24 protein-coding genes are annotated in these 21150 nt (G+C 72.9%); 5 read left to right on the top strand and 19 right to left on the bottom strand.

The genetic code is table 11. The annotated features are described in order from the left end of the window. Positions 1-133: 133 nt before the first annotated feature. Positions 134-1420, top strand: coding sequence for an aspartate--tRNA(Asn) ligase (aspS, locus tag SLP03_RS28095; protein ID WP_319463655.1), 1287 nt, complete (start codon positions 134-136; stop codon positions 1418-1420). Positions 1421-1470: 50 nt separating this feature from the next. Here aspS and nadE read toward each other — a convergent pair whose 3' ends face one another. The 6 genes from nadE to SLP03_RS28065 form a co-directional block, all read right to left on the bottom strand. Next, positions 1471-2295, bottom strand: a complete 825-nt coding sequence (gene nadE, locus SLP03_RS28090; protein ID WP_319463654.1) for an ammonia-dependent NAD(+) synthetase — start codon at positions 2293-2295, stop codon at positions 1471-1473. 100 nt (positions 2296-2395) lie between these two features. Beyond that, the gene (locus SLP03_RS28085) at positions 2396-2788 is read right to left on the bottom strand and encodes a VOC family protein (RefSeq protein WP_319463653.1); all 393 of its coding nucleotides are present in this window, start codon (positions 2786-2788) and stop codon (positions 2396-2398) included. A 17-nt stretch (positions 2789-2805) separates the two neighbouring features. Then, positions 2806-4059 carry an RNA polymerase sigma factor gene (locus SLP03_RS28080; protein WP_413644759.1) on the bottom strand — a complete coding sequence of 418 codons (1254 nt, stop codon included), beginning with the start codon at positions 4057-4059 and terminating at the stop codon, positions 2806-2808. Positions 4060-4069: 10 nt separating this feature from the next. Then, positions 4070-4414 carry a YciI family protein gene (locus SLP03_RS28075; RefSeq protein WP_109948276.1) on the bottom strand — a complete coding sequence of 115 codons (345 nt, stop codon included), beginning with the start codon at positions 4412-4414 and terminating at the stop codon, positions 4070-4072. Positions 4415-4512: 98 nt separating this feature from the next. Continuing rightward, complete coding sequence (lipB, locus tag SLP03_RS28070) at positions 4513-5154, bottom strand: lipoyl(octanoyl) transferase LipB (RefSeq protein WP_319463652.1); 642 nt, start codon at positions 5152-5154, stop codon at positions 4513-4515. A gap of 52 nt (positions 5155-5206) precedes the next feature. Further along, positions 5207-7030, bottom strand: coding sequence for a DUF2079 domain-containing protein (locus SLP03_RS28065; protein ID WP_319463651.1), 1824 nt, complete (start codon positions 7028-7030; stop codon positions 5207-5209). Positions 7031-7222: 192 nt separating this feature from the next. Between SLP03_RS28065 and SLP03_RS28060 the strand changes: the two genes are divergently transcribed. Next, complete coding sequence (locus SLP03_RS28060) at positions 7223-8434, top strand: PHB depolymerase family esterase (RefSeq protein ID WP_319463661.1); 1212 nt, start codon at positions 7223-7225, stop codon at positions 8432-8434. A gap of 6 nt (positions 8435-8440) precedes the next feature. On the opposite strand, the gene SLP03_RS28055 is transcribed toward SLP03_RS28060, so the two are convergent. The 7 genes from SLP03_RS28055 to SLP03_RS28025 form a co-directional block, all read right to left on the bottom strand. Then, positions 8441-9340, bottom strand: a complete 900-nt coding sequence (locus SLP03_RS28055; RefSeq protein ID WP_319463650.1) for a TIGR01777 family oxidoreductase — start codon at positions 9338-9340, stop codon at positions 8441-8443. Positions 9341-9477: 137 nt separating this feature from the next. Further along, positions 9478-9984 (bottom strand): DinB family protein, encoded by a 507-nt coding sequence (locus tag SLP03_RS28050; protein WP_319463649.1) that lies wholly within the window; start codon positions 9982-9984, stop codon positions 9478-9480. 97 nt (positions 9985-10081) lie between these two features. After that, positions 10082-10351, bottom strand: a complete 270-nt coding sequence (locus tag SLP03_RS28045) for a type II toxin-antitoxin system prevent-host-death family antitoxin (protein ID WP_319463648.1) — start codon at positions 10349-10351, stop codon at positions 10082-10084. Between the two features lie 50 nt (positions 10352-10401). Continuing rightward, a complete protein-coding gene (locus SLP03_RS28040) occupies positions 10402-10596 on the bottom strand; it encodes a hypothetical protein (RefSeq protein ID WP_319463647.1) in 195 nt (64 codons plus the stop codon). A gap of 11 nt (positions 10597-10607) precedes the next feature. Next, complete coding sequence (locus tag SLP03_RS28035) at positions 10608-10880, bottom strand: hypothetical protein (protein ID WP_319463646.1); 273 nt, start codon at positions 10878-10880, stop codon at positions 10608-10610. Beyond that, the gene (locus SLP03_RS28030; protein WP_319463645.1) at positions 10877-11137 is read right to left on the bottom strand and encodes a hypothetical protein; all 261 of its coding nucleotides are present in this window, start codon (positions 11135-11137) and stop codon (positions 10877-10879) included. Before SLP03_RS28030 ends, SLP03_RS28035 begins: the two co-directional genes overlap by 4 nt. Before the next feature lie 2 nt (positions 11138-11139). Beyond that, positions 11140-11427, bottom strand: coding sequence for a hypothetical protein (locus tag SLP03_RS28025; RefSeq protein ID WP_319463644.1), 288 nt, complete (start codon positions 11425-11427; stop codon positions 11140-11142). Between the two features lie 322 nt (positions 11428-11749). Here SLP03_RS28025 and SLP03_RS28020 point away from each other — a divergent pair, with 322 nt between their 5' ends. Continuing rightward, on the top strand, positions 11750-11989 hold the full coding sequence (locus tag SLP03_RS28020) for a winged helix-turn-helix domain-containing protein (RefSeq protein WP_319463643.1): 240 nt from the start codon (positions 11750-11752) through the stop codon (positions 11987-11989). A 144-nt stretch (positions 11990-12133) separates the two neighbouring features. Here the strand turns inward: SLP03_RS28020 and SLP03_RS28015 are convergent, their stop codons facing one another. From SLP03_RS28015 to SLP03_RS28000, 4 genes are all read right to left on the bottom strand, one after another. Further along, on the bottom strand, positions 12134-13057 hold the full coding sequence (locus tag SLP03_RS28015) for an LLM class flavin-dependent oxidoreductase (protein ID WP_319463642.1): 924 nt from the start codon (positions 13055-13057) through the stop codon (positions 12134-12136). An 87-nt stretch (positions 13058-13144) separates the two neighbouring features. Then, complete coding sequence (locus SLP03_RS28010; RefSeq protein ID WP_319463641.1) at positions 13145-14035, bottom strand: oxidoreductase; 891 nt, start codon at positions 14033-14035, stop codon at positions 13145-13147. Positions 14036-14265: 230 nt separating this feature from the next. After that, the gene (locus SLP03_RS28005) at positions 14266-15597 is read right to left on the bottom strand and encodes a low temperature requirement protein A (protein WP_319463640.1); all 1332 of its coding nucleotides are present in this window, start codon (positions 15595-15597) and stop codon (positions 14266-14268) included. A gap of 45 nt (positions 15598-15642) precedes the next feature. Beyond that, entirely contained in the window at positions 15643-16221 is a 579-nt protein-coding gene (locus SLP03_RS28000; protein ID WP_319463639.1) for a helix-turn-helix domain-containing protein, read from the bottom strand. A gap of 146 nt (positions 16222-16367) precedes the next feature. Between SLP03_RS28000 and SLP03_RS27995 the strand changes: the two genes are divergently transcribed. Next, positions 16368-17315: an SDR family NAD(P)-dependent oxidoreductase gene (locus SLP03_RS27995; RefSeq protein WP_319463638.1), complete on the top strand. Its 948-nt coding sequence runs from the start codon at positions 16368-16370 to the stop codon at positions 17313-17315. A gap of 66 nt (positions 17316-17381) precedes the next feature. Here SLP03_RS27995 and sucB read toward each other — a convergent pair whose 3' ends face one another. Further along, positions 17382-19214, bottom strand: coding sequence for a 2-oxoglutarate dehydrogenase, E2 component, dihydrolipoamide succinyltransferase (sucB, locus tag SLP03_RS27990; RefSeq protein ID WP_319463637.1), 1833 nt, complete (start codon positions 19212-19214; stop codon positions 17382-17384). A 67-nt stretch (positions 19215-19281) separates the two neighbouring features. Then, complete coding sequence (gene lpdA, locus SLP03_RS27985) at positions 19282-20670, bottom strand: dihydrolipoyl dehydrogenase (RefSeq protein WP_319463636.1); 1389 nt, start codon at positions 20668-20670, stop codon at positions 19282-19284. Between the two features lie 179 nt (positions 20671-20849). Between lpdA and SLP03_RS27980 the strand changes: the two genes are divergently transcribed. Next, on the top strand, positions 20850-21150 hold a 301-nt coding region (locus SLP03_RS27980; RefSeq protein WP_319463635.1), incomplete at its 3' end, for a hypothetical protein.

Genomic DNA, 21150 nt, shown 5'->3' with positions numbered 1-21150 from the left:
CCGGCTGGCCCCGGTGAAAAGGCGACGAACGAGGCTCCCGCTCCGGCGGGGGCGAAGGTGTGGTGGCACCGCGAGGACCCGCTCGCCCACACCTCCCGGGATCGCGTTGCGATCGACCGAGGAGGTAACCGCCGTGCAACGCATCCTTTCCACCCAGCTCCTCACCCATGTCGGCGAGACCGTCCGGATCGCCGGCTGGGTGCACCGCCGCCGGCTGCTCAAGTCGGTGGCCTTCCTGATCGTGCGGGACGCCACCGGCCTGGCCCAGGTGGTGGTCACCGACCCGGCCGCCCGCGCCGAGCTGGAGAAACTCACCGAGGAGACCGTGGTCGAGGTGGTCGGCACGGCCACCGCGAACGGCACGGCCCCCGCCGGGGTCGAGCTGACCGACCCGACGGTACGACCGCTCGGGCCGCCCGCCGTCCCGCCGCCGTTCGACCTGTACCGGCCGGCGCTCACCGCCACCCTGCCCACCCAGCTGGACAACGCCCCGACCGCGCTGCGCCACCCGACCCGTTCGGCGGCGCTGCGGATCTCGGCGGCGGCGGTCGCCGGCTTCCGGGCCGCGCTGGACGCCCGCGACTTCGTGGAGATCCACACCCCGAAGGTGGTGGCCTCGTCCACCGAGAGCGGGGCGAACGTCTTCGCGCTGGACTGGTTCGGCCGGCCCGCGTACCTGGCCCAGTCGCCGCAGTTCTACAAGCAGCTCATGGTCGGCGTCTTCGAGCGGGTCTACGAGGTCGGGCCGGTGTTCCGGGCCGAGCCGCACGACACCGTCCGGCACCTGGCCCAGTACACCTCGCTCGACGTGGAGCTGGGCTTCGTCGCCGACCACCGGGACGTGATGCGGGTGCTGCGGGACACCCTGGCCGGGATGCTCGCCGCGGTGACCGGGCGGGCCGGCGGCGCGCTGGCCACCCTGGGGATCGAAGCGCCGGAGGTGCCGGCGCAGATCCCCGCCGTGCACTTCACCGAGGCGCTGAAGATCGCCGGGGCGCCGGCCGACGAGCCGGACCTGGCCCCGGCCCACGAGCGGGCGCTGGGGGAGTGGGCCTTACGGGAGCACGGCTCCGACTTCCTGTTCGTCACCGGGTACCCGATGGCGAAGCGGCCCTTCTACACCCATCCCGACCCGGAGCGGCCCGCGTACTCCAACGGGTTCGACCTGCTCTTCCGCGGCCTGGAACTGGTCACCGGCGGGCAGCGGCTGCACCGGTACGACGACTACCTCGCCGCCCTCGCCGCGCGCGGCGAGCCGGTCGAGCCGTACGCCGGCTACCTGGACGCCTTCCGGCACGGCATGCCCCCGCACGGCGGCTTCGCCATCGGCCTGGAACGCTTCGTCGCCCGACTGACCGGCGCGGCCAACGTCCGGGAGGTCACCGCCTTCCCGCGCGACCTGCACCGGCTCACCCCGTAGCGGTACGCGTCGGCCCGGCGACGGCCGGGCCGACGCGGCCCACCGGTTTCCTACGGCGTGACCGGCAGGCGGCGCTTGTGGTCGGTCGCCCGGTAGCGGGCCACCAGCGCGTGCTCGACCTCCGCCGGGACCGGCCGGCCCTCCAGATAGTCGTCGATGTGCTCGTACGCCAGGCCGAGCGCGTCCTCGTCGAGCTTGCCCGGGTCGAGGCTCTCCAGGTCCGCGGTGGGCGCCTTGCCGACCAGTTCGGCGGGGGCGCCGAGCGCCGCGGCGATCGCGCGCACCCGCCGCTTGGTCAGCCCGGTCAGCGGTACGACGTCAGCCGCCCCGTCGCCGTGCTTGGTGAAGAAGCCGGTGACCGCCTCGGCCGCGTGGTCGGTGCCGACGACCAGCCCGTCCATCGCCCCGGCCACCGCGTACTGGGCGATCATGCGCTGACGGGCCTTGACGTTGCCGTGGACGAAGTCCTGCTGGGCGGCGTCCCGGAAGGTCAGCCCGCCCGCCACCAGCGCGTCCAGCGCGGCGTCGCCGGCCGGCTTGACGTCGACCGTCAGCACCCGGTCGGCCCGGATGAACTCCAGTGCGGCCTGGGCGTGGTGCTCGTCGGCCTGCACCCCGTACGGCAGCCGCATCGCGACGAAGGTCGCCGGGTGGCCGGTGTCGCGGGCCCGTTCGACCGCGAGCTGGCAGAGCCGACCGGCGGTGGTGGAGTCCACCCCGCCGCTGATGCCGAGGATCAGCGCCTTCAGCCCCGTGTCGACCAGGCGGTCGGCGAGGAAGACGACCCGGCGTTCGATCTCCCCTGCGGCGTCGAAGGTCGCCGCCACCTGGAGTTCGTCGGCGATCTGCTGCTGCATCGACAGCACGTCGGTCATCGGGGGTCCTTCCGTCGGCGCCTCGTCTCGACAGCAGCCAACCCTTCCCGGGGACGGGCGGTCAATCGGGTTGAGACCGAGTCCACACCTGCCTGCGCGGTCAGGCGGGGCCGAGGAGGTCCCACGGGTTGCCGGCGAGGTCGCGGAAGACCGCCACCCGGCCGTACGGCTCGGTGCGCGGGGGTGTGACGAACTCGACGTTGGCCTCCCGCATCCGGCGGTAGGTGGCCTCGAAGTCGTCGACCTGGAGGAAGAAGCCGACCCGGCCGGCCGTCTGGTCGCCGACCGCCGCCTCCTGCCGTTCGCCGTCGGCGCGGGCCAGCAACAGCCCCGTCCCCCCGCCCGGCGGGCGGACCACCACCCAGCGCTTCGGCCGCCCGTCGTTGGTGAGCGAGGGCTTGTCCTCGGCCAGCTCGAAGCCGAGCACTTCGGTGAAGAAGTCGATGGCCGGGTCGTAGTCGACGACGACGAGGGTGACGAGATCGATCCGCACCGCACGAGGGTACGCGGTCAGCCGGGCAGCTCGTCCCGTCGTCGGCGCAGGTGGTCGGCCTGCGGTCCGCTCATCCCGAGCGCCAGCGCCCGGTCGTACGCGGCCGCGGCCTCGGCCGGTTGGTCGAGGCGGCGCAGCAGCTCGGCCCGGGTGGCGTGCCACCACGGGTACCCGGCCAGCCCGTCGATCGTCTCGACCAAGGCGAGCCCGGCGGCGGGGCCGTCCCATTCGGCGACCGCCGCCGCCCGGTTCAGTCGGACCACCGGGGAGTCGTGCACGGCGAGCAGCACGTCGTACCAGGAGATCACCGCGTCCCACGGGGTCCGGTCGTACGCCGGCGCGAGCGCGTGGCAGGCGGCGATGGCAGCTTGGACGACGTACCGGTCGGGGTGGAGCGGGGTGCGGCGCAGCGCTCGGCCGACCAGCTCGACCCCCTCGGTGACCAGTGCCGGGTCCCAGCGCGAGCGGTCCTGCTCGGCCAGGAGCAGCAGCCGGCCGTCGGCGTCGGTGCGGGCGGCCCGGCGGGAGTCCTGGAGCAGTAGCAGGGCGAGCAGGCCGAGCACGGTGGCCTCGTCCGGCATCAGCTCGGCGAGCAACCGCGCCAGCCGGATCGCCTCACCGGTCAGGGCGGAGCGGAGCAGATCGTCGCCGGCCCCGGCCGCGTACCCCTCGTTGAAGATCAGGTAGACAGTGGCGGCGACCCCGCTCAACCGGGCGGGCAGCTCCTCGGCCGCGGGCACCCGGTAGGGGATCCGGGCCTGGGCGATCTTCTGCTTGGCCCGGGTGAGCCGTTTGGCCATGGTGGCCTCCGGCACCAGCAGGCCGCGCGCGACCTCGGCGGTGGAGAGCCCGGCGAGGGTACGCAGCGCGAGCGCCACCTGGACGTCCAGCGACAGCGCCGGGTGGCAGCAGGTGAAGATCAGCCGCAGCAGGTCGTCCCGGACCGACTCGAGATCCTCGGGGGCAGGGTCGAGCAGGGACACGGCCTCCACCTCCTTCCCGGCCCGGCGCGCCTCCCGGCGGATCAGGTCGACCGCGCGCCGCCGGGCCACCACCAGCAGCCAGGCGCGGGGATTTTCCGGTACGCCGTCGCGCGGCCAGGTCTCCAGGGCGCGCACCACCGCGTCCTGGGTGGCGTCCTCGGCGAGGTCGACGCTGCCGGTGACGCGGATCAGCGTGGCGAGGATCCGGGTCTGCTCCTCGCGGACCAGCCGCGCCAGGGCCGCCGCGGGCGGGCCGTCCCCGACCCGCGTCGCGTCACCGGCCAGCACCGACGTCACCTCAGAACTGGATGACCGGCCGGACCTCGACCGCGCCGGCCCAGGCCGCCGGAATCGTCGCGGCAACCTTGACCGCCTCGTCCAGGTCGGCGCACTCCAGCAGGTAGAAGCCGGTCAGCGCCTCCTTGGTCTCGGCGTACGGGCCGTCGCTGGTGAGGACCTCACCGCCTTTGCCGCCGGAGACGCGCACGGTGGTCGCGGTCGAGGTCGGGTAGAGCGCGTTGCCGCCCCGGAGCACCGCCGCCGCGGCAGCCCCGAACTCGTTGTACTCCTTCATCTCCTCGGCGTACTCCGGGCGCGTCCAGTCGACGTCGGCGGTGTAGGTCAGAGCGATGTAGGTGGGCATGGTCGCCTCCTGCGGTCCGTGGCCGGGCTTGGTCGCCGGCCTTCACCATAGGGACGATCGGCCCGGTGTCCCCCGGGACACCACGGCGGAACGAATTTCTAGACCTGCACGAGGGTGGGCAGGTGGCGCTCGACGACCGGGAGCACGTCGGCGACGGTGACCGGGCGGCCCAGCTCGGCGGTGAGCGAGGTGGTGCCCGCGTCCCGGATGCCGCACGGGACGATGCGGTCGTAGTAGGACAGGTCGCAGTCGCAGTTGATCGAGAAGCCGTGCTGGGTGACCCCCCGGGCCACCCGGATGCCGATGGCGGCGACCTTGCGGGCCGGGCCGCGGTCGTCCTCCGGCACCCAGACGCCGCTGCGTCCCTCGACCCGGCCGGCGGTCAGCCCGAACTCGGCGCAGACGTCGATCAGCAGCTGCTCGGTGCGGCGCACGTAGGCGACCACGTCCACCGGGTCGGGCAGCCGGACGATCGGGTAGCCGACGAGCTGCCCCGGCCCGTGCCAGGTGATCTTGCCGCCGCGGTCCACGTCGACCACCGGGGTGCCGTCCATCGGGCGGTCCCACGGCTCGGTGCGCTTGCCGGCGGTGTAGACGCTGGGGTGCTCCAGCAGGAGCACGGTGTCGCCCTGTTCGCCGGCCACCACGGCCTCGTGCAGCCGGCGCTGCTCGTCCCACGCGGCCTGGTAGTCGAGGAGCCCGGCCCGAACAGGGGTCACACCGGAAGTCGTCACGCTCACCCACTCACCCTAGCCCCGCCGACCGTCGGTGGGCCGCGTGAGCCTCGTCGCGTCAGGGCGGGGGGACCTTCCAGAGCCAGACGTCGTCGACGCGTTGCGGGGGGCCGAGGAGGGCGGTGGCGGTGCGGCGGAGGGCGTCCTCGTCGATGTCGTACTTGGCGCCGTGCACCCGGTCGGGCAGGACCACCGCCTCGACGTGCCAGTAGTGCAGGTCGGCCAGGGACTGCCGGATGCTGCCGACGGTGATGATCGGCGCCAGGCCGGTCCGCCCGGCCTGGTCCATCAGCGAGTCGAAGGTGCGCGGCACCGGCCCGATCCGGCCCCGGCCGTCCGGGCCGCCGGGGCCGAGGAAGAAGCCCGCCGGGATGCGGAACTCACCCTGCCGGTGGGCCAGCGCGTACGCCTGCCAGCGCTGGCCGTCCGGCGTGACGTCGACGGTCAGCGGCAGCGGGGTCAGCACCCCGCCGGGGGAGACGTGCTGCTTCCAGGTGCCGGCGGTGATGAACGCCGGGATCGGCTCGCGGACGCTGGTCAGCAGCGGGGTGGGCAGCAGCGGCAGCAGCGCTGCGGCGAAGCCGAGCGCCCAGGCCAGCTCGGTGGAGCGGTGCCGGGGCGGCCGGGCCCGGAGCTGGTCGATCGCGTACCCCAGCAGCAGCCCGATCACCGGCGCCACGACCAGCGCCAGCCGGGAGGGTAGCGCCGCGTTGACCACCGGCAGGTTGTCCAGCACCCCGAACGGCAGCAGCTGGTCGGTGCGCCGGCCGTTCCACTTGGCCGTCGGCCCCCAGGACAGCACCGCGAAGACGATCGCGGTGACGGCCAGCGCCCAGAGGGTGGCCCGGAACGCCCGGTCGGCGCGCCGCCACAGCAGCCCGAAGCAGGCGACGGCGAGCAGCAGCAGCGGGATTCCGAAGAAGGAGTTCTCCTCGGTCGGGTTCGGCGCCAGCGAGGTGCCCAGCCCGGCCCAGCCCGCGAGGGACCGGCGCGGGAACGACCCGTAGGCGGCGATGTCCTCGGAGTGGATGAGCGGGTCGAAGCCGGTGCCGTGGAAGCGCTGCGGCCCGGCGAAGTGCAGCCAGAGCGGGTACGCCAGCAGCACCCCGGCGACCAGCGCGGTCACCCCGAGCCCGCGCAGGAAGGCGGGCAGGGCGGCGCGGACCTCGGCCCGCCGGGACGGCTGCATCGCCCAGAGGGCGAGGAACAGGGCGAGCGCGAGGGCGGTGAAGAAGAGCCCCTCGGCGGCGATCGAGAAGGCGACCGCCACCAGCACGCCGAGCAGCACCCCGCCGCGTACCGCGTTGCCCGGGCGGCGCAGCGCGAACACGCCCCAGATCAGCAGCGGCACCAGCCAGCCGGCGGTCCAGTTCAGGTGGGCGTTGGCGTGCGACACCATGGCCGGGCAGAAGCCGATGAACAGCGCCCCGACCGCGGCGGCCAGCCGGCTGCGCACCAGGTGCCGGCTGAGCAGCCAGTACCAGGCCAGCGCGGTGGCGGCCAGGTTGAGGGTGAGGATCACCAGGAACGTCGCGGGCGGCCCGATCAGGTACGTCAGCGGGGCGAAGATCCAGGCGTACGCGGTGATCGAGGTGTTGACCGCGAGGTTCACCCCGTCCGGGACGTTGATCAGGTGGGTGAAGAGCGGGTTCTCCCCGTGGGTGAGCGAGTGCCCGCCGAAGGCCAGCAGCCACTCGAAGAGGGCCTGGTCGCTGGAGTTGACCGTGATCGTCCGGGTGTTCGGGTCCCGCCACATGCCGCTGGTCACCCAGAGCGCCAGGGCCAGCGCGGCCAGCACGACGATCAGGTCGGCCCGGCGGTCCCGGGTGACGGGCGCGGAGCCGGGCGACGGGTCGGTGGCCAGGGACGGGGAGGTCGGCACGCAGCGGACGTTACCAACCTGACCTGCACCCGCCGGTCAGACACGAAACCTCACTTCGCCACGTCCGCTCCGGCCATATCCCGGCATCGACAAATGTGGTTGCCTCGGCCATGTTGGCGAGGTGAAACAAGGACGTAACGTCTCGGCAACGCGGGGGTGACCCAGTTCACAATCCGCATCCAGGAGGTCGCCGTGCGCCGCTCCTCATCCCTCCGCACCCGGCTCGCCGGCGCGGCCGCCGCGGTCGTGCTGGCCGCGGCCGCCGCGCTCGCCGCCGCCGTGCCCGCCCAGGCCGCCACGCTCACCCAGGTGACCGGCTTCGGCTCCAACCCCGGCAACCTGAGCATGTACGCCTACCGTCCGGACGGCCTGCCGGCGAACGCGCCGGCCGTCGTCTTGCTGCACGGCTGCACTCAGAACGCCTCCGGCTACTTCACCAACTCCGGCTGGCAGAAGTACGCCGACCTGTGGAAGTTCGCCCTGATCGTGGCGCAGCAGTCGTCGGCCAACCAGTCGTTGAGCTGCTTCAACTGGTACACCGAGGGGGACATCAACCGGGGCCAGGGCGAGGCGCTGTCGATCAAGCAGATGGTCGACTACGCGAAGTCCACGTACGGGCTGGACGGCAACCGGATCTACGTCAGCGGGCTCTCCGCCGGGGGCGCCATGACCTCGGTCATGCTCGCCACCTACCCCGACGTCTTCGCCGCCGGCTCGGTCATCGCCGGGCTGCCGTACCGCTGCTCGCCGCCGGCGTCGACTAGCACCTGCCAGTACAGCGGGGTGGACAAGACCCCGGCGGCCTGGGGTGACCTGGTCCGCGCCGCCTACTCCGGTTACACCGGCCGCCGCCCCCGGGTGTCCATCTGGCACGGCACCTCGGACACCACCGTCGTGCCGATGAACGCCACCGAGTCCCGCGACCAGTGGACCAACGTGCTCGGCGTCTCGCAGACCCCGACCAGCACCGCGTCGCTGCCCGCCGGCACCAGCCTCGAGGTGTACGGCAACGACGCGGTCCGCCTTTACCGGGTCTCCGGGATGGGGCACGGCACGCCGGTCGACCCGGGCTCGGCGACCGACCAATGCGGCACCGCCACGTCGTACTTCCTGGACACCATCTGCTCGACGTACCGGGACGCGCTCTTCTTCGGCCTCGACGGCGGGGTCACGCCCAGCCCGACGGCCACCGCCAGCCCCAGCCCCACGGCGTCCCCGACCCCGACGGCCTCCCCGGTCTGCGTCACCGCCAGCAACTACGCCCACGTGACCGCCGGCCGCGCCTACCAGTCCGGCGGCTACGCCTACGCCCTCGGCAGCAACCAGAACATGGGCCTGTACAACACCTTCTACACCAGCACCCTCAAGCAGACCGGCCCCAGCTACTGGGTCATCGGCTGCTGATTGCGCTCACTCCGTCAGCGCGGCGTGCAGGGCGGAGGGGAGGTCGGGGTGGCGGTACTTGAAGCCGGCCTTGGTGAGGACGCCGGGGAGGACGCGGGTGCTGGCGAGGATGTCCTGGGCGAAGCCGCCGAGGGCCACCTTCAGGGCCAGCGCCGGGATCGGGATGATCGCCGGGCGGTGCAGCTGGCGGGCCAACTCCCTGGTGAAGTCCGCGTTGGTGGCCGGGTCCGGGCCGACCCCGTTGACCGGGCCGGCGAGGTCGTCCCGGTCCAGCAGGAACGCCGCCGCGCCCAGCCAGTCGCGCAGCGAGATCCAGGACCACCACTGCCGACCGCTGCCCAGCCGCCCGCCGAGGCCCAGCCTGATCGGGAGCAGCTGCGGCTGGAGCATCCCGCCGTCGCGGTGCAGCGGCAGCCCGGTGCGCAGCCGCACCACGCGTACGCCGGCATCCTCGGCCGGCCGGGTCGCGGCCTCCCAGACCCGGCAGACGTCGGCCAGGAAGCCCTCGCCCGCCGGGGCGTCCTCCTCGACCGTCCGGTCGCCGGTGTCGCCGTACCAGCCGACGGCGGAGGCGTTGAGCAGCACCGAGGGTCGGTCCGCGGCCGACAGCCCGGCGATGGTGATGGCCAGCGTCGTGGTGGTGTCCACCCGGCTGGACCGGATCAGGTTCTTGTAGTCGTCGGTCCAGCGCTTGTCGCCGACCCCGGCGCCGGCCAGGTTGACCACCGCGTCGGCCTCGGCGACCACCGCCGGGTCGAGCTGCGCGGCGGACGGGCTCCACTGCCGCTCGTCAGGGGCGCGCGCCGGCCGACGGACCAGTCGGGTGACCTGGTGCCCGTCCGAGGTGAGCCGGTCGACCAGCCGGGTGCCGAGGAAGCCGGACGAGCCGGCCATGAGGATCCGCATGACCATATCTTCGAATACGGAGCCCGTCCTGGATGCGTTGCGTCGAAACCAGCCGTGGCGGCTTTCGCCGCCGACCGGCCCGGGAGGACATGCCTGCTCGTGCGCTACGAAGCTGATGACGTGGATGAATCAGCCCGTCACTCGCCGGTCTGGCCGTCGATCGCCTCGCGGATGATGTCGGCGTGGCCCAGATGGCGGGCGTACTCGTCGATCATGTGGGTGAGCACCCAGCGCAGCGAGCGTTCCAGCCCGGTGTCGGGGGACCGGCCGACGGCGTCCAGCGGGCGGGCGGCGGCGATCCGTCGGGAGGCCTGGACCTCCGCCCGCCAGATCGCGAAGGTCTCCGCGCCGGTGGCTCGCTCGACGTCGTTGAAGTCCTCGTCCCGGTCGTCGGTGCGGGTGAACACGCTGCCCGGGAAGTTCCCGTCGATCACCGCCTGGAAGTACCACCGCTCGACCGTGGCCAGGTGCCGGACCAGGCCGAGCAGGGAGACGTTGGACGACGGCACCGCCCGCCGGCGAAGCTGCTCGTCGGTCAGCCCGGCGCACTTCCGCACCAGCGCCTGGCGTTGGTAGTCGAGGAAGGCGTCCAGCAGGGTGCGCTCGTCCGCGGTCGGCGGCAGCTCGAAACGTCCATCGATCACCTGTCGGATCGTACGTTCGTTCGAAAAGGTTCGCTGCCCCTGACTGGCGGGCCTTCCTAGCTCGGGCGGCGTACCGCTCGCACCGTCAGGAGGTCGTTCAGCCCGGCGAAGTCGACGGGTCCTGGTTCATCGCGGCGTCGAGGTCGCCGCGGAATCGAGACTCGTCGAGTACGGGCGACGTCGCGAAGGCCGCCATGACCTCAGCCCGGGGGACGAACGTACGCCGCCGGATCGGGATCAGCCGGCCGATGGGGGTGCCGTTGTGGGTGATCGTGAAGGATTCCCCGCGTTCGACTCCACGCATGATCGCACCAGAGTCGTTTCGCAGTTCACGCTGCGTGATCTCGCGGGGAGCATGCTCGGCCACAGCGGCAGTCTACCGTTTGGTGCTACAAGGTGCGCTCGTCGACGATCCCGCTATGCCACCTCGGGCACGGGCGCGGCGGTGGCGCGGACGGAGTTGAGGATCGAGACGATGCGGTCGATGTCGTCGGACGGGAAGAGTCCGTCCGGCCCGTGCGGGGCGATCTCGGTGAACGGCGACTCGTAGAGCCGGTCCACCTCCATCGCCCCGTTCGGGGTCGCGGCCCGTCTGGTCGGGATTGGTGCCACCGTCGTAGCCGTCAAGCGTCCCCGTTGAGACTCGGCCGGCGGGGGATCGCCCAGCCGAGGAAGCGTTCGAAGAGCTGTCCCGGCTCGGGCCCGGCGTGCGGGTGCAGGGTGTGCAGGTGGCCGGCGGCGTCGTGCAGCATCCCGCCCAGGTAGATCAGCAGCGTCACCCGGTCGTCGGCGTACTCGCGGAGCAGGGTGAGGCGGGCGGTCGCGCATGGCCAGGGGGCGGCGCAGGCCCGGCAGAGCCAGAGCGGCCGGAGGGCGGTGTGCGGCGGCCTGCTCACCAGCGACCGCCGTTGGCCCGCCAGGCCTGCGCCGGGGTGAGTCGGCCGACCCGGCCGACCTGCGGGTTCGCCCGGGTCGCCTCGTCCCGCCAGCGGGTGTTGGGCGGCGGGGCGGGCGGCTCGGTCGGCACCGGGGCGTGCCGGTCCGGGCAGGCGGCCCAGCGCAGGCCGCACGAGCACCAGCGCCGTCCGCCCCGCCAGGTCCGCCGGTGGCGGGGCGCGAGCGGCACCGGCTTCGCGTTCCGTCGCGGCCACATCGTCAGCACCATCGATCCGGTACGCGCGCCCGCTGGTCGCCGCGCGCCACCAGCTCGTCGACCACCTCGTCGGGCAGGCCGCGCGACCGCAGCACCCGCCGCCCCCAGCGGTGCAGCAGGCAGGGGTACGGGGTCCGGTCGCTGCGGCACAGCGGACCGGTGGGCCACTCCTCGGGGACGTGCACGACCACCGCCCGGACGGCGAGCCGGACGTCCTCCGCCGTGACGAACCACGGCACCGGCAGCTCGCCGAGCACCTTCTCCACCGCGTCCACCGGTTGATCGACCACAGGCTGCACGCTGCTCCGCCTTCCTCGTCGTGCGGCGCCGGGACGGGCGGGGTCGGCATGTGCTGCCGGCGCCCGGCACCCGCCCCGGGCCTGCTCACGGGCCCGCCGACACCAGGTCGCGGGCAGGGGTGGCACCCGGCCGACTACCGGGGGAGTGGCCGGCCGGGTGGCTTTACAGGGCGACCAGCTCCGGTTTGCAGACCAGGGAGCCAGCCGGAAGCAGCATCACATATGCGCTTATACAAAGCAAGGCATGAGCGGGCATCGGTTGCCATGTGAAGTCGGTGCGTGCTCAAATGGCGGTGCAGACCAGGGAGAACAGATGCCCGCCAAGGCCAAATGGGCGCAGCTCGCCGACCACATCCGTGGGCAGATCGCGTCCGGTGAACTCGCTCCGGGAGACAAGCTCCCGTCCACGGCTCAGCTCTGTCAGGAGCACGGAGTCTCGACCATCGTCGTCCGGCAAGCCATCTTTGCGCTCAGGACCGAGGGTCTGGTTGAGGGTGTGCAGGGCGTCGGGGTGTTCGTCGCCGAGCGGCCGGACGGGCAGCACCAGTCCTGAGAGCGATATACCTGTCAGTCATAAATATGCCTGCCAGTCATATCGCTCGCTGGCACACCCATGTCGGCACCCGACACGCCCGGCGCCGCCCGGCCCGGGCCGCGCCGGGTCAGCTCAGCGCCGCCAGGTGGGAAAGCTGCGGGGTCAGCCCAGCGCCGCCAGGCGGGGGAGCAGCGGAGCCAGCGGGTCGACGGCAGCGGCGCGTACGACGAAGCGGGTGATGCCCCAGCGGCGCCGGTGTTCCGCGACCGCCGCGACGATCTCGTCAGCCGTGCCGATCAGCACGAACGGGGTGGCGAGCAGGTCGGCGACGGTCAGGCCGGTGTCGGCGGCGGTCCGTGCGGCGGCGGCCTCCGCGTCGTCGGTCATCACCACCTGCTGGACCAGGGCCTCCAGCGCGGGTGGCGCGGCCCGGCCGGCGGCCCCGACCGCCACGTGCGCGAGCTGCGCCTCGATCTGGTCGGCCCGCCACCGCACGTCGTGTGCGTGCCCGTCGGCGAGGGTACGGCCGAAGCCGGTCAGGCCGACCACGTCGGCGTGCGCACCGGCCCAGCGCAGCAGCGTCGAGTTCGCCGTACCCATGGTGAGCGGGACCCGGCCCTGGACGGGCCGCAACTCGGTCAGCCGGGCCGCGTGGGCGACCAGCTCCGGGGTGTCCACGGTGACCTCCCCGCCGGCCAGCAGGTCCCGGACCGCCTCCGCGACGGCCACGCAGCGGCGTACCCGGGCGGCGACGTCGGGCCGCTCGCGGCCGACGGCCCGCCACTCGGCGGGGGTGTGGCCCGCGCCGAGGCCGAGGCGGGCCCGGCCGCCGGAGACCACGTCCAGGGTGGCCACGTCGGTGGCGAGCAGGATCGGCTCGCGAACGCCGGCGTTGGACACGTACGAGCCGAGGCCGAGCGTCGAGGTCACCGCCGCCGCGGCGGCCAGCGAGACGAACGGCGACGCGCCGTGGCCGGGGTGGTCCGAGGCCAGCAGGGCGTCGAAGCCGGCGGCCTCGACCCGACGGGCCAGGTCGAGCCAGCTCGGGGCGTCGGCGGGACGGGCCTGAACGGAGAAGATCGCCATCGGCCCAGCATCCGGCGTTCGCCGCGGCGCGGCCAGCCCGGACCCGCCGATTCTGCTGACCGGCGAATCCTAGCCCGACCGGCGAGCTCAGGCGGACTGGTGCACGGCCTCCAGGCGAGCCAGGTCGTCGGCGGTGAGGCGCAGCCCGCCGGCGGCCACGTTCTGGACCAGGTGCTCCGGGTTGCCGGTGCCCGGGATGGCCAGCACGTTCGGCCCGCGGTGCAGTGTCCAGGCCAGCCGGACCTGGGCCGGGGTCACCCCGTGCTCCCGGGCGGCGGCCCGCACCTCGTCGTGCTCGGCACCGCTCGCGCCGGCCTCCCGCCCGCTGGTGGCGAGCGAGAAGAACGGCACGAACGCGATGCCCTGCGCCGCGCAGTCCCGCAGCAGCTGGTCGTTGCCCGCGCGGTAGCCGAGGCCGTACGAGTTCTGCACGCAGACCACCGGCGCGACGGACTGCGCCTCGGCGAGCTGGTGCGGGCGGATGGCGGAGACGCCGAGGTGGCGGATCAGTCCGGCGTCGCGCAGCTCGGCGAGCGCGCCGAAGTGCTCCGCGAGGGGCTCCGGGCCGTACACCCGGAGGTTGACCACGTCCAGGTGGTCCCGGCCGAGCTGGCGGAGGTTCTCCTCGACCTGGACGCGGAGCTGGTCCGGCCGGGCCATCGGCAGCCACTCGCCGGACGGGTCCCGGCCCGGCCCGACCTTGGTGACGATCACCAGGTCGTCCGGGTACGGGGCCAGCGCCCGGTTGATCAGCTCGTTGGCCGACCGCAGCGGTGAGAAGTAGAACGCGGCCGTGTCGATGTGGTTGACGCCCAGCTCGACCGCGCGGCGCAGCACGGCGGTCGCCCGGTCCCGGTCGCTCGGGCTCCCGTCGGCGTTGCTGGTCAGCCGCATCGCGCCGAAGCCGATCCGGTTGACCGTCAGGTCGCCCAGGCGCCAGGTGCCCGCCGCCGCGGCGGTGATCGTGTCGGTGGTCATGGTCGTTCCGTCCCCCTCGGATCCGTGGTCGGCGTCCCATCCTCGGGCAGCGGGACGCCAAGCAGTTCCACGATGTCGCCCGGCTCCCGGTTCACCAGGTTGAGCGCGGCGGCCGTCCTCGCCGCCGTGGTGGCGGGTTAGCGCCGTACAGAAACCCAGGCAGTGGGCGCGCAGGTCCGGGGACGACCGGAGGTCGGCGCCGGGGGAGTCGAGGCTCGTACGAAGCTGGGTCACGTCGACGGCTCGCCGGGCGCCGGCTCGTGCCATCGGGCCCGGTAGGCGGCCTCGTGCGCCTCGTGGGTGGTCCGCTCCTCGAAGACCAGCGCCCGCAGGGCCCGCCGCTGCTCGCCGAAGACCACCACCTCCGTCGCCATCAGCCCGACGCAGATCGCGGTGAGCAGCGCGAGGGCGGCCAGCGCCGGCAGCCGGTTGGCCACCGGGATGCTCGCGGCCAGCAGCAGCACCGTGCCGACCCGGGTCCAGGAGAGGGTGCGCAGCGTGCGGAGCTGGAACAGCATGTTGCCGCAGAGGTAGCAGATCACCCCGCCGAAGAGCAGCGGCTCGCCGGGCCCGTGGGCCGGTACGTGGGTGGGCACGTTCGGGGTGGTGATCTGGTGCACGATCTGCTCGGCGCCCAGGGCGAAGAGGATGATCCCGGCGATCATCGGTAGGTAGCAGTACGCGTACGCGTCCCGGGCCATGGCGACCCTCGGGCCGTCCTCCGCGGCGTGCAGGGCGATCCGGGCGGCCGGCCCGATCATGTCGTAGTGCACCCACCAGAGGGCGGCGGTGAAGAAGATGCCGAGCACCGCCGCCGTCACCGCCGGCCAGGTCGGGGGCTGGCCGAGCAGGTTGCTGCCCACACCGACGGAGATGACCGACTCGCCGAGGGCGATGATCAGGATCAGGTCGTACCGCTCGGTCCAGTGCTCGGCCGAGGTGACGCCCCAGCCCCAGGTGCCCGCGATGATTCCGGTGCTGTACTGGAGCAGCACGACCCCGGCCCACAGCGAGTCCCGCACCAGCGCCGCCGAGGCGGCGTGGTCGAGGTTCGGCGGGATCAGCGCGGCGGCGAGCAGCAGGAGCGTGCTGAACACCACCTCCGGGATGAAGCGGATCAGCTGCCGGCGCTCGTTCGGACTGTCCCAGACGGCGTACAGGTAGAGCGAGAGGTGCACGACGCGGATCACCACGTAGCTGGCCGCCGCCACTGTCGGACCGGCGGCGTTGCCGCGCGGATCGCGGAAGGCCTGCGGCAGCGACAGTGCGAAGGTGAACAGGGCCGCCATCCCGACGGTCATCAGCACCGGGACGAAGCCCTCACCCAGTCGAACCCGGGTGGCCACCACGCTGTGCACCACCCAGGACCACCAGAGCACGGCGAGCACCAGCAGCGCGTGCAGCAGGGCCCCGCCGGTGATGTTCAGGGCGGTGGCCCGGGTGATGATGAAGAACGAGAAGACGAAGACCAGGTCGAAGAAGATCTCGAACCGGTCCACCCGGGCCCCGGGGGCCACCGCGACCGCCGGCCCGAGGCCTCGCCGCAACCCGTGACCGCTCACCGACCGAGTCTGTCAGCGCCCGCTCGGTCACGGACGCGAATCCGATCAGCCCGGCGGGCGGCGGCGCAGGCCGTCCATCAGCAGGTCGAGCAGGCGGCCGGCCTGCTCGCGCTGGTGGGGCTCGCCGGCGACCAGGGAGACCCCGCTCAGGCCGGCCAGCACGTCCGCTGGCGCGATGTCGGCCCGGACGGTGCCCGCCGCGCTGCCCGCCCCCAGCAGCAGACCGAGCGCGGCGACCAGCCGGTCCCGGCTGTGCGCGTACGGGTTGGCGCCGGAGGCGATGACCAGCCGCAGCGCGTCGGCCATGCCCCGCTTGGTGGAGAGGTAGTCGACGAAACGGTCCATCCAGGCGCGGACCGCCTGGTCCGGCGGCAGGCTGGCCAGCAGCTCCGGCGCGGCGTCGCAGAGCTTGGTCAGCTCGTTGCGGTAGGCCGCCTCGACCAGGGCCTCCCGGGTGGGGAAGTGCCGGTACAGGGTGCCGATGCCGACTCCGGCCTCCTTGGCGATCGAGTCGAGTGTTACCTCCGGCCCGGCGTGGGAAAACGCGCGTACCGCGGCGTCCAGCAGCCGCTGCCGGTTGCGCAGCGCGTCGGCGCGCAGCGGTCGGGGGCCGTTGTCGGGCACGTCTCCTCCTCGGGCGACCGGCCGAGGCGCGGTCGGGTTGGCAAACGGAGGGACCTCCGGTTAGTCTCGACCGTAACGGAGGATCCTCCGATTCTCATTGTAGCGGCCGGACCGGGCGTCCGCGTCGCCACCGACAAGGATGGATCATGACCACCAGCACACCCGTCAGCACGCCCTACTCCCGGGAGACCACCGCGATGGAGGTGGTGCGCGGCGTCGACCTCACCGGCCGCCGGGCCGTCGTCACCGGCGGCGCGTCCGGCATCGGCGTGGAGACCGCCCGCGCGCTCGCCGCCGCCGGGGCCGACGTCACGCTCGCCGTACGCAGCATCGACGCCGGTCAGCAGGCCGCCGCCGACATCACCGGCACCACCGGCAACGACCGGATCCTGGTGGCCCCGGTGGACCTCGCCGACCTGGCGTCGGTGGCCGCCTTCGTGCGGACCTGGGATGGCCCGCTGCACATCCTGGTCAACAACGCGGGCATCATGGCCTCGCCCGAGATGCGCACCCCGCAGGGCTGGGAGATGCAGTTCGCCACCAACCACCTGGGTCACTTCGCCCTGGCCACCGGGCTGCGCCCGGCCCTGGCCGCGGCCGGCGGCGCCCGGATCGTCTCGGTCAGCTCGTCGGCGCACCTGCGCTCACCTGTGGTGTTCGAGGACATCCACTTCCAACAGCGGCCGTACGAGCCCTGGGCGGCGTACGGGCAGTCCAAGACGGCGAACGTGCTCTTCGCCGTCGAGATCAGCCGGCGCTGGGCGGACGACGGCATCCTCAGCAACGCCCTGATGCCAGGCGCGATCCGGACCAACCTCCAGCGCTACGTCACCGACGAGGACCTCGCCCGGCTGCGCGCCGAGAGCGGGGGCGGGACGACGCCCAGTTGGAAGAACACCGAACAAGGCGCCGCGACCTCGGTGCTGGTCGCCACCTCGCCGCTGCTCGACGGCGTCGGCGGGCGGTACTTCGAGGACTGCCAGGAGGCCGGGCCGAACCAGTCCGGCACCCGCACCGGATACGCCCCGTACGCCCGCGACCCGGAGGCCGCCGAGCGGCTCTGGCAGGTCTCCGAGGAGCACCTGCGCGGCTGACCGGCCCGGAAACGGCGAAGGGGCGCCCCGGTCGAGGTGACCGGGGCGCCCCTTTTCTCGCGGGTGTTACAGGCCCAGCTCGGCCTCGAAGTTGCCGGCCTCCAGCCGCTCCTTGACCGCGACCAGGAAGCGGGCAGCGTCGGCGCCGTCGATCAGCCGGTGGTCGTAGGACAGGGCCAGGTAGACCATCTGCCGGACCGCGATGACCTCGCCCAGCTCCGGGTCGTTCACCACGACCGGGCGCTTGACCACGGCACCGGTGCCGAGCATCGCCGACTGCGGCGACGGCACGATCGGGGTGTCGAAGAGCGCGCCCCGGCTGCCGGTGTTGGTCAGCGTGAAGGTCGCCCCGGCGATCTCGTCCGGGCTGATCTTGTTGGTCCGGGTGCGCTCGGCCAGATCGGCGACCCGCTTGGCGATGCCGCCCAGGTTGAGGTCGCCGGCGTTGTGGATGACCGGCACCAGAAGGCCCCGCTCGGTGTCCACGGCGATGCCGAGGTGCTCCGAGTCCGGGTAGGTGATCGTCCCGGCTTCCAGGTCCATCCGGGCGTTGACGATCGGATACGTCTGCAGCGCCTCGACGGCGGCGAGGGCGAAGAACGGCAGGAAGGACAGCTTCACGCCGTGCCGCTGCTGGAAGGAGTCCTTCGCCTGCGCCCGCAGCTTGGCGATCTTGGTGACGTCAACCTCGATCACCGTGGTGAGCTGCGCCATCTCGTGCAGCGACTGCTGCATCCGCTTGGCGATGGCCGCGCGGATCCGGGGCAGCTTCTCGGTGGTGCCGCGCTTCGTGCTCGGCTGCGGCTTGGCGGCCGGCTTGGCCGGGGCCGCCGCGGCGGGGGCGGCGGCCGGCTGCGCGGCCGGCGCGGCCTTGGCCGCCTTGGCCTTCTCGGCCGCCTCCAGCACGTCCTGCTTGCGGATCCGCCCGCCGACGCCGGTGCCGTTGACCGAGGAGAGGACGACGCCGTGCTCGCTGGCCAGCTTGCGCACCAGCGGGGTCACGTAGCCGGCCGCCTCCTCGCCGCCGCCCTGGACCGGGGCGGAGGGGCGCTGCGGGGTCGGGGTCGGCCCGGCCGGCTGGGCCGCCTGCTCGGCCTTCACCGGCTGCGCGGCGGTCTCCGCCTCGGCCGCCGGCTGGTTGTACGACATGCCCGGGGTCGGCTCCTCGACCTTGGGCTCCGGCGTGACCTCGGCCTTCGGCTCCGGCTTCGGCTCGGGCTTTGCCTCGGCCTTCGGCTGCGGCTTGGGCTCCGGCTTCGGCTGGGCCGGCGCGGCGCCGGCGGCGCCGATGATCGCCAGGTCGGCGCCCACCTCGGCGGTCTCGTCCTCGGCGACCTTGATCTCCAGCACGGTGCCGGCCACCGGCGAGGGGATCTCCGTGTCGACCTTGTCGGTGGAGACCTCCAGCAGCGGCTCGTCCACCTCGACGGTCTCGCCGACCTGCTTGAGCCAGCGGGTGACCGTACCCTCGGTGACGCTCTCACCCAGGGCCGGCATCTTCACCGGGGTGCCCTCGCCCGACGGCGCCGGGGCGGCGGCCGGGGTCGTCGGCTCCTCGACCGCCGGCTGCTCCGCCTCGGCCTGCGGCTCCGCGGCGGCCTCCGCGGCCTGCTCGGCCGGGGCCGCCTGCTGCTGCGGGGCGGCCTCGCCGGCCGACTCGCCCTCGCCCGCGATGACGGCCAGCTCGCTGCCGACCTCGGCGGTCTCGTCCTCACCGACCACGATCCGGCTCAGCACGCCCGCCGCGGGGGACGGGATCTCGGTGTCCACCTTGTCGGTCGAGACCTCGAGCAGCGGCTCGTCGACCTCGACGGTGTCGCCCTCCTGCTTGAGCCAGCGCGTGACGGTGCCCTCGGTGACGCTCTCGCCGAGCCGTGGCATGGTGACCGATACCGGCATTTTCTCCAGACTCCTTCATTCCCCTGGTGGGATCATCGCCCGTCGCCGGACGCCGCGGTTGTCGTGATCAGGCGTGCGCGTGGAGCGGCTTGCCGGCGAGGGCCAGGTGCGCCTCGCCCAGGGCCTCGGTCTGCGTGGGGTGGGCGTGCACGAGCTGCGCCACCTCGGCCGGGTACGCCTCCCAGTTGTAGATGAGCTGCGCCTCGCCGACCAACTCGCCGACCCGGGCGCCGACCATGTGCACGCCGACCACCGGGCCGTCCTCCACCCGCACCAGCTTCACGAAGCCGGCCGTCTTGAGGATCTGGCTCTTGCCGTTGCCACCGAGGTTGTAGTTGTAGGTCTTGACCTTGTCGCCGTACTGCTCCTTGGCCTTCGCCTCGGTCAGGCCGACCGACGCCAGCTCCGGGTCGGAGTAGGTGACCCGCGGGATGCCGGCCTCGTCGATCACGGCCGGGTTCTGGCCGGCGATCTCCTCGGCGACGAAGATGCCCTGCGCGAAGCCGCGGTGGGCGAGCTGGAGGCCGGGCACGATGTCGCCGACCGCGTAGACGTTCGGCACGCTGGTGCGCAGCCGCTCGTCGGTCAGCACGTAGCCGCGGTCCATCTTGACGCCCTGCTCCTCGTACCCGAGGTTGGCGGTGTTCGGGCCGCGGCCGACCGCGACCAGCAGCAGCTCGGCCTCGACGGTCTCGCCACCCTGGATGGTCAGCTTCACGCCGTTGTCGGTCTTCTCGACCTTCTCGAACGGCTTGCCGACCTTGAAGTTGATCTTCCGCTTGCGGAAGGCGCGCTCCAGCGCCTTCGACGACTCCTCGTCCTCGGCGGCGACCAGGCGGGGCAGCGCCTCGACGATCGTCACGTCCACGCCGAAGGACTTCCACACGCTGGCGAACTCGACGCCGATCACACCGCCGCCCAGCACGATCACCGACGACGGGACCCGGTCCAGGGTCAGCGCGTGGTCGCTGGTGATGATCCGCTCACCGTCGACCTCCAGGCCGGGCAGGCTCTTCGCGTACGAGCCGGAGGCCAGGATGACGTTGCGGCCGGTGTACCGCTTGCCGTCCACCTCGACGACGTTCTTGCCGACCAGCTTGCCGGCACCCGCCACGAAGGTGATGTTCTTGGCGCCGCCGACCAGGCCCTGCAGGCCCTTGTAGAGCCGGGAGATCACGCCGTCCTTATACGAGTTGACCGCCGCCATGTCGATGCCGACCAGCTCGGCCTTGACGCCGAACTGCTCCGACTCACGGGTCTGGTCGGCGATCTCGGCGGCGTGCAGCAGCGCCTTGGTGGGGATGCAGCCGTTGTGCAGGCAGGTGCCGCCGAGCTTGCCCTTCTCGATCAGCGCGACGGAGAGGTCCAGCTGGGCGGCACGCAGCGCTGCCGCGTAGCCGCCGCTGCCACCTCCGAGAATGACAATGTCGAAGGTCGCTTCGTTCGGCTCGCTCACGTCCAACTCCCAGGTCGCGTCGCTGCATCGGGGGTCACGGCGGGGTGACACGGACAGACCCCACCTCGGTCATCTTGTCACTCCGACCTCGAGGGCGCGTAGTGAGGTGCCCAACGACACGTCGGGGACACGTACGCTTGGCACCGTCTTTGACGGTGTACGGGGGAGAAGAGGGTCCAGTGGGGTTGTTCCGTCGCCGGAAGCGGACGAGCGTGGCGAGCCGTGACCGGGCTGCCGACCGCGCCGACCTGGACCACCTCGAGAAGTTCGTCCAGACCCGGCGGGGCGTCGAGGCCTACATCGAGCCGCGGACGACGGTCACCGAGACCACGATCATGCTGATCGCCGGCGACGGCGAGTGGACCCGGCGGCGGATCGACGGCCCGGAGGGCGCGCGTCGCTTCGCCCACCGGCTGGCCATCCCGATCTACGACGTCCGCCTGATGGGCTACCCGCAACGCATGCGCGACTACAACGAAC

The organism is Micromonospora sp. RTP1Z1, assembly GCF_033804685.1.
Classification (GTDB): domain Bacteria; phylum Actinomycetota; class Actinomycetes; order Mycobacteriales; family Micromonosporaceae; genus Micromonospora.
This window is presented reverse-complemented; position numbering and strand designations above follow the sequence as displayed.

What these genes read in the sequence shown, in the direction of transcription:
- SLP03_RS28075 (WP_109948276.1), bottom strand. Translation starts at nt 4,414, where the DNA reads ATGCCCACCTACATCGCTCTGACCTACACCGCCGACGTCGACTGGACG.
- SLP03_RS28030 (WP_319463645.1), bottom strand. Translation starts at nt 11,137, where the DNA reads ATGTGGCCGCGACGGAACGCGAAGCCGGTGCCGCTCGCGCCCCGCCAC.
- SLP03_RS27995 (WP_319463638.1), top strand. Translation starts at nt 16,368, where the DNA reads ATGACCACCAGCACACCCGTCAGCACGCCCTACTCCCGGGAGACCACC.
- SLP03_RS28010 (WP_319463641.1), bottom strand. Translation starts at nt 14,035, where the DNA reads ATGACCACCGACACGATCACCGCCGCGGCGGCGGGCACCTGGCGCCTG.
- SLP03_RS28055 (WP_319463650.1), bottom strand. Translation starts at nt 9,340, where the DNA reads ATGCGGATCCTCATGGCCGGCTCGTCCGGCTTCCTCGGCACCCGGCTG.
- sucB (WP_319463637.1), bottom strand. Translation starts at nt 19,214, where the DNA reads ATGCCGGTATCGGTCACCATGCCACGGCTCGGCGAGAGCGTCACCGAG.
- SLP03_RS28020 (WP_319463643.1), top strand. Translation starts at nt 11,750, where the DNA reads ATGCCCGCCAAGGCCAAATGGGCGCAGCTCGCCGACCACATCCGTGGG.
- SLP03_RS28015 (WP_319463642.1), bottom strand. Translation starts at nt 13,057, where the DNA reads ATGGCGATCTTCTCCGTTCAGGCCCGTCCCGCCGACGCCCCGAGCTGG.
- nadE (WP_319463654.1), bottom strand. Translation starts at nt 2,295, where the DNA reads ATGACCGACGTGCTGTCGATGCAGCAGCAGATCGCCGACGAACTCCAG.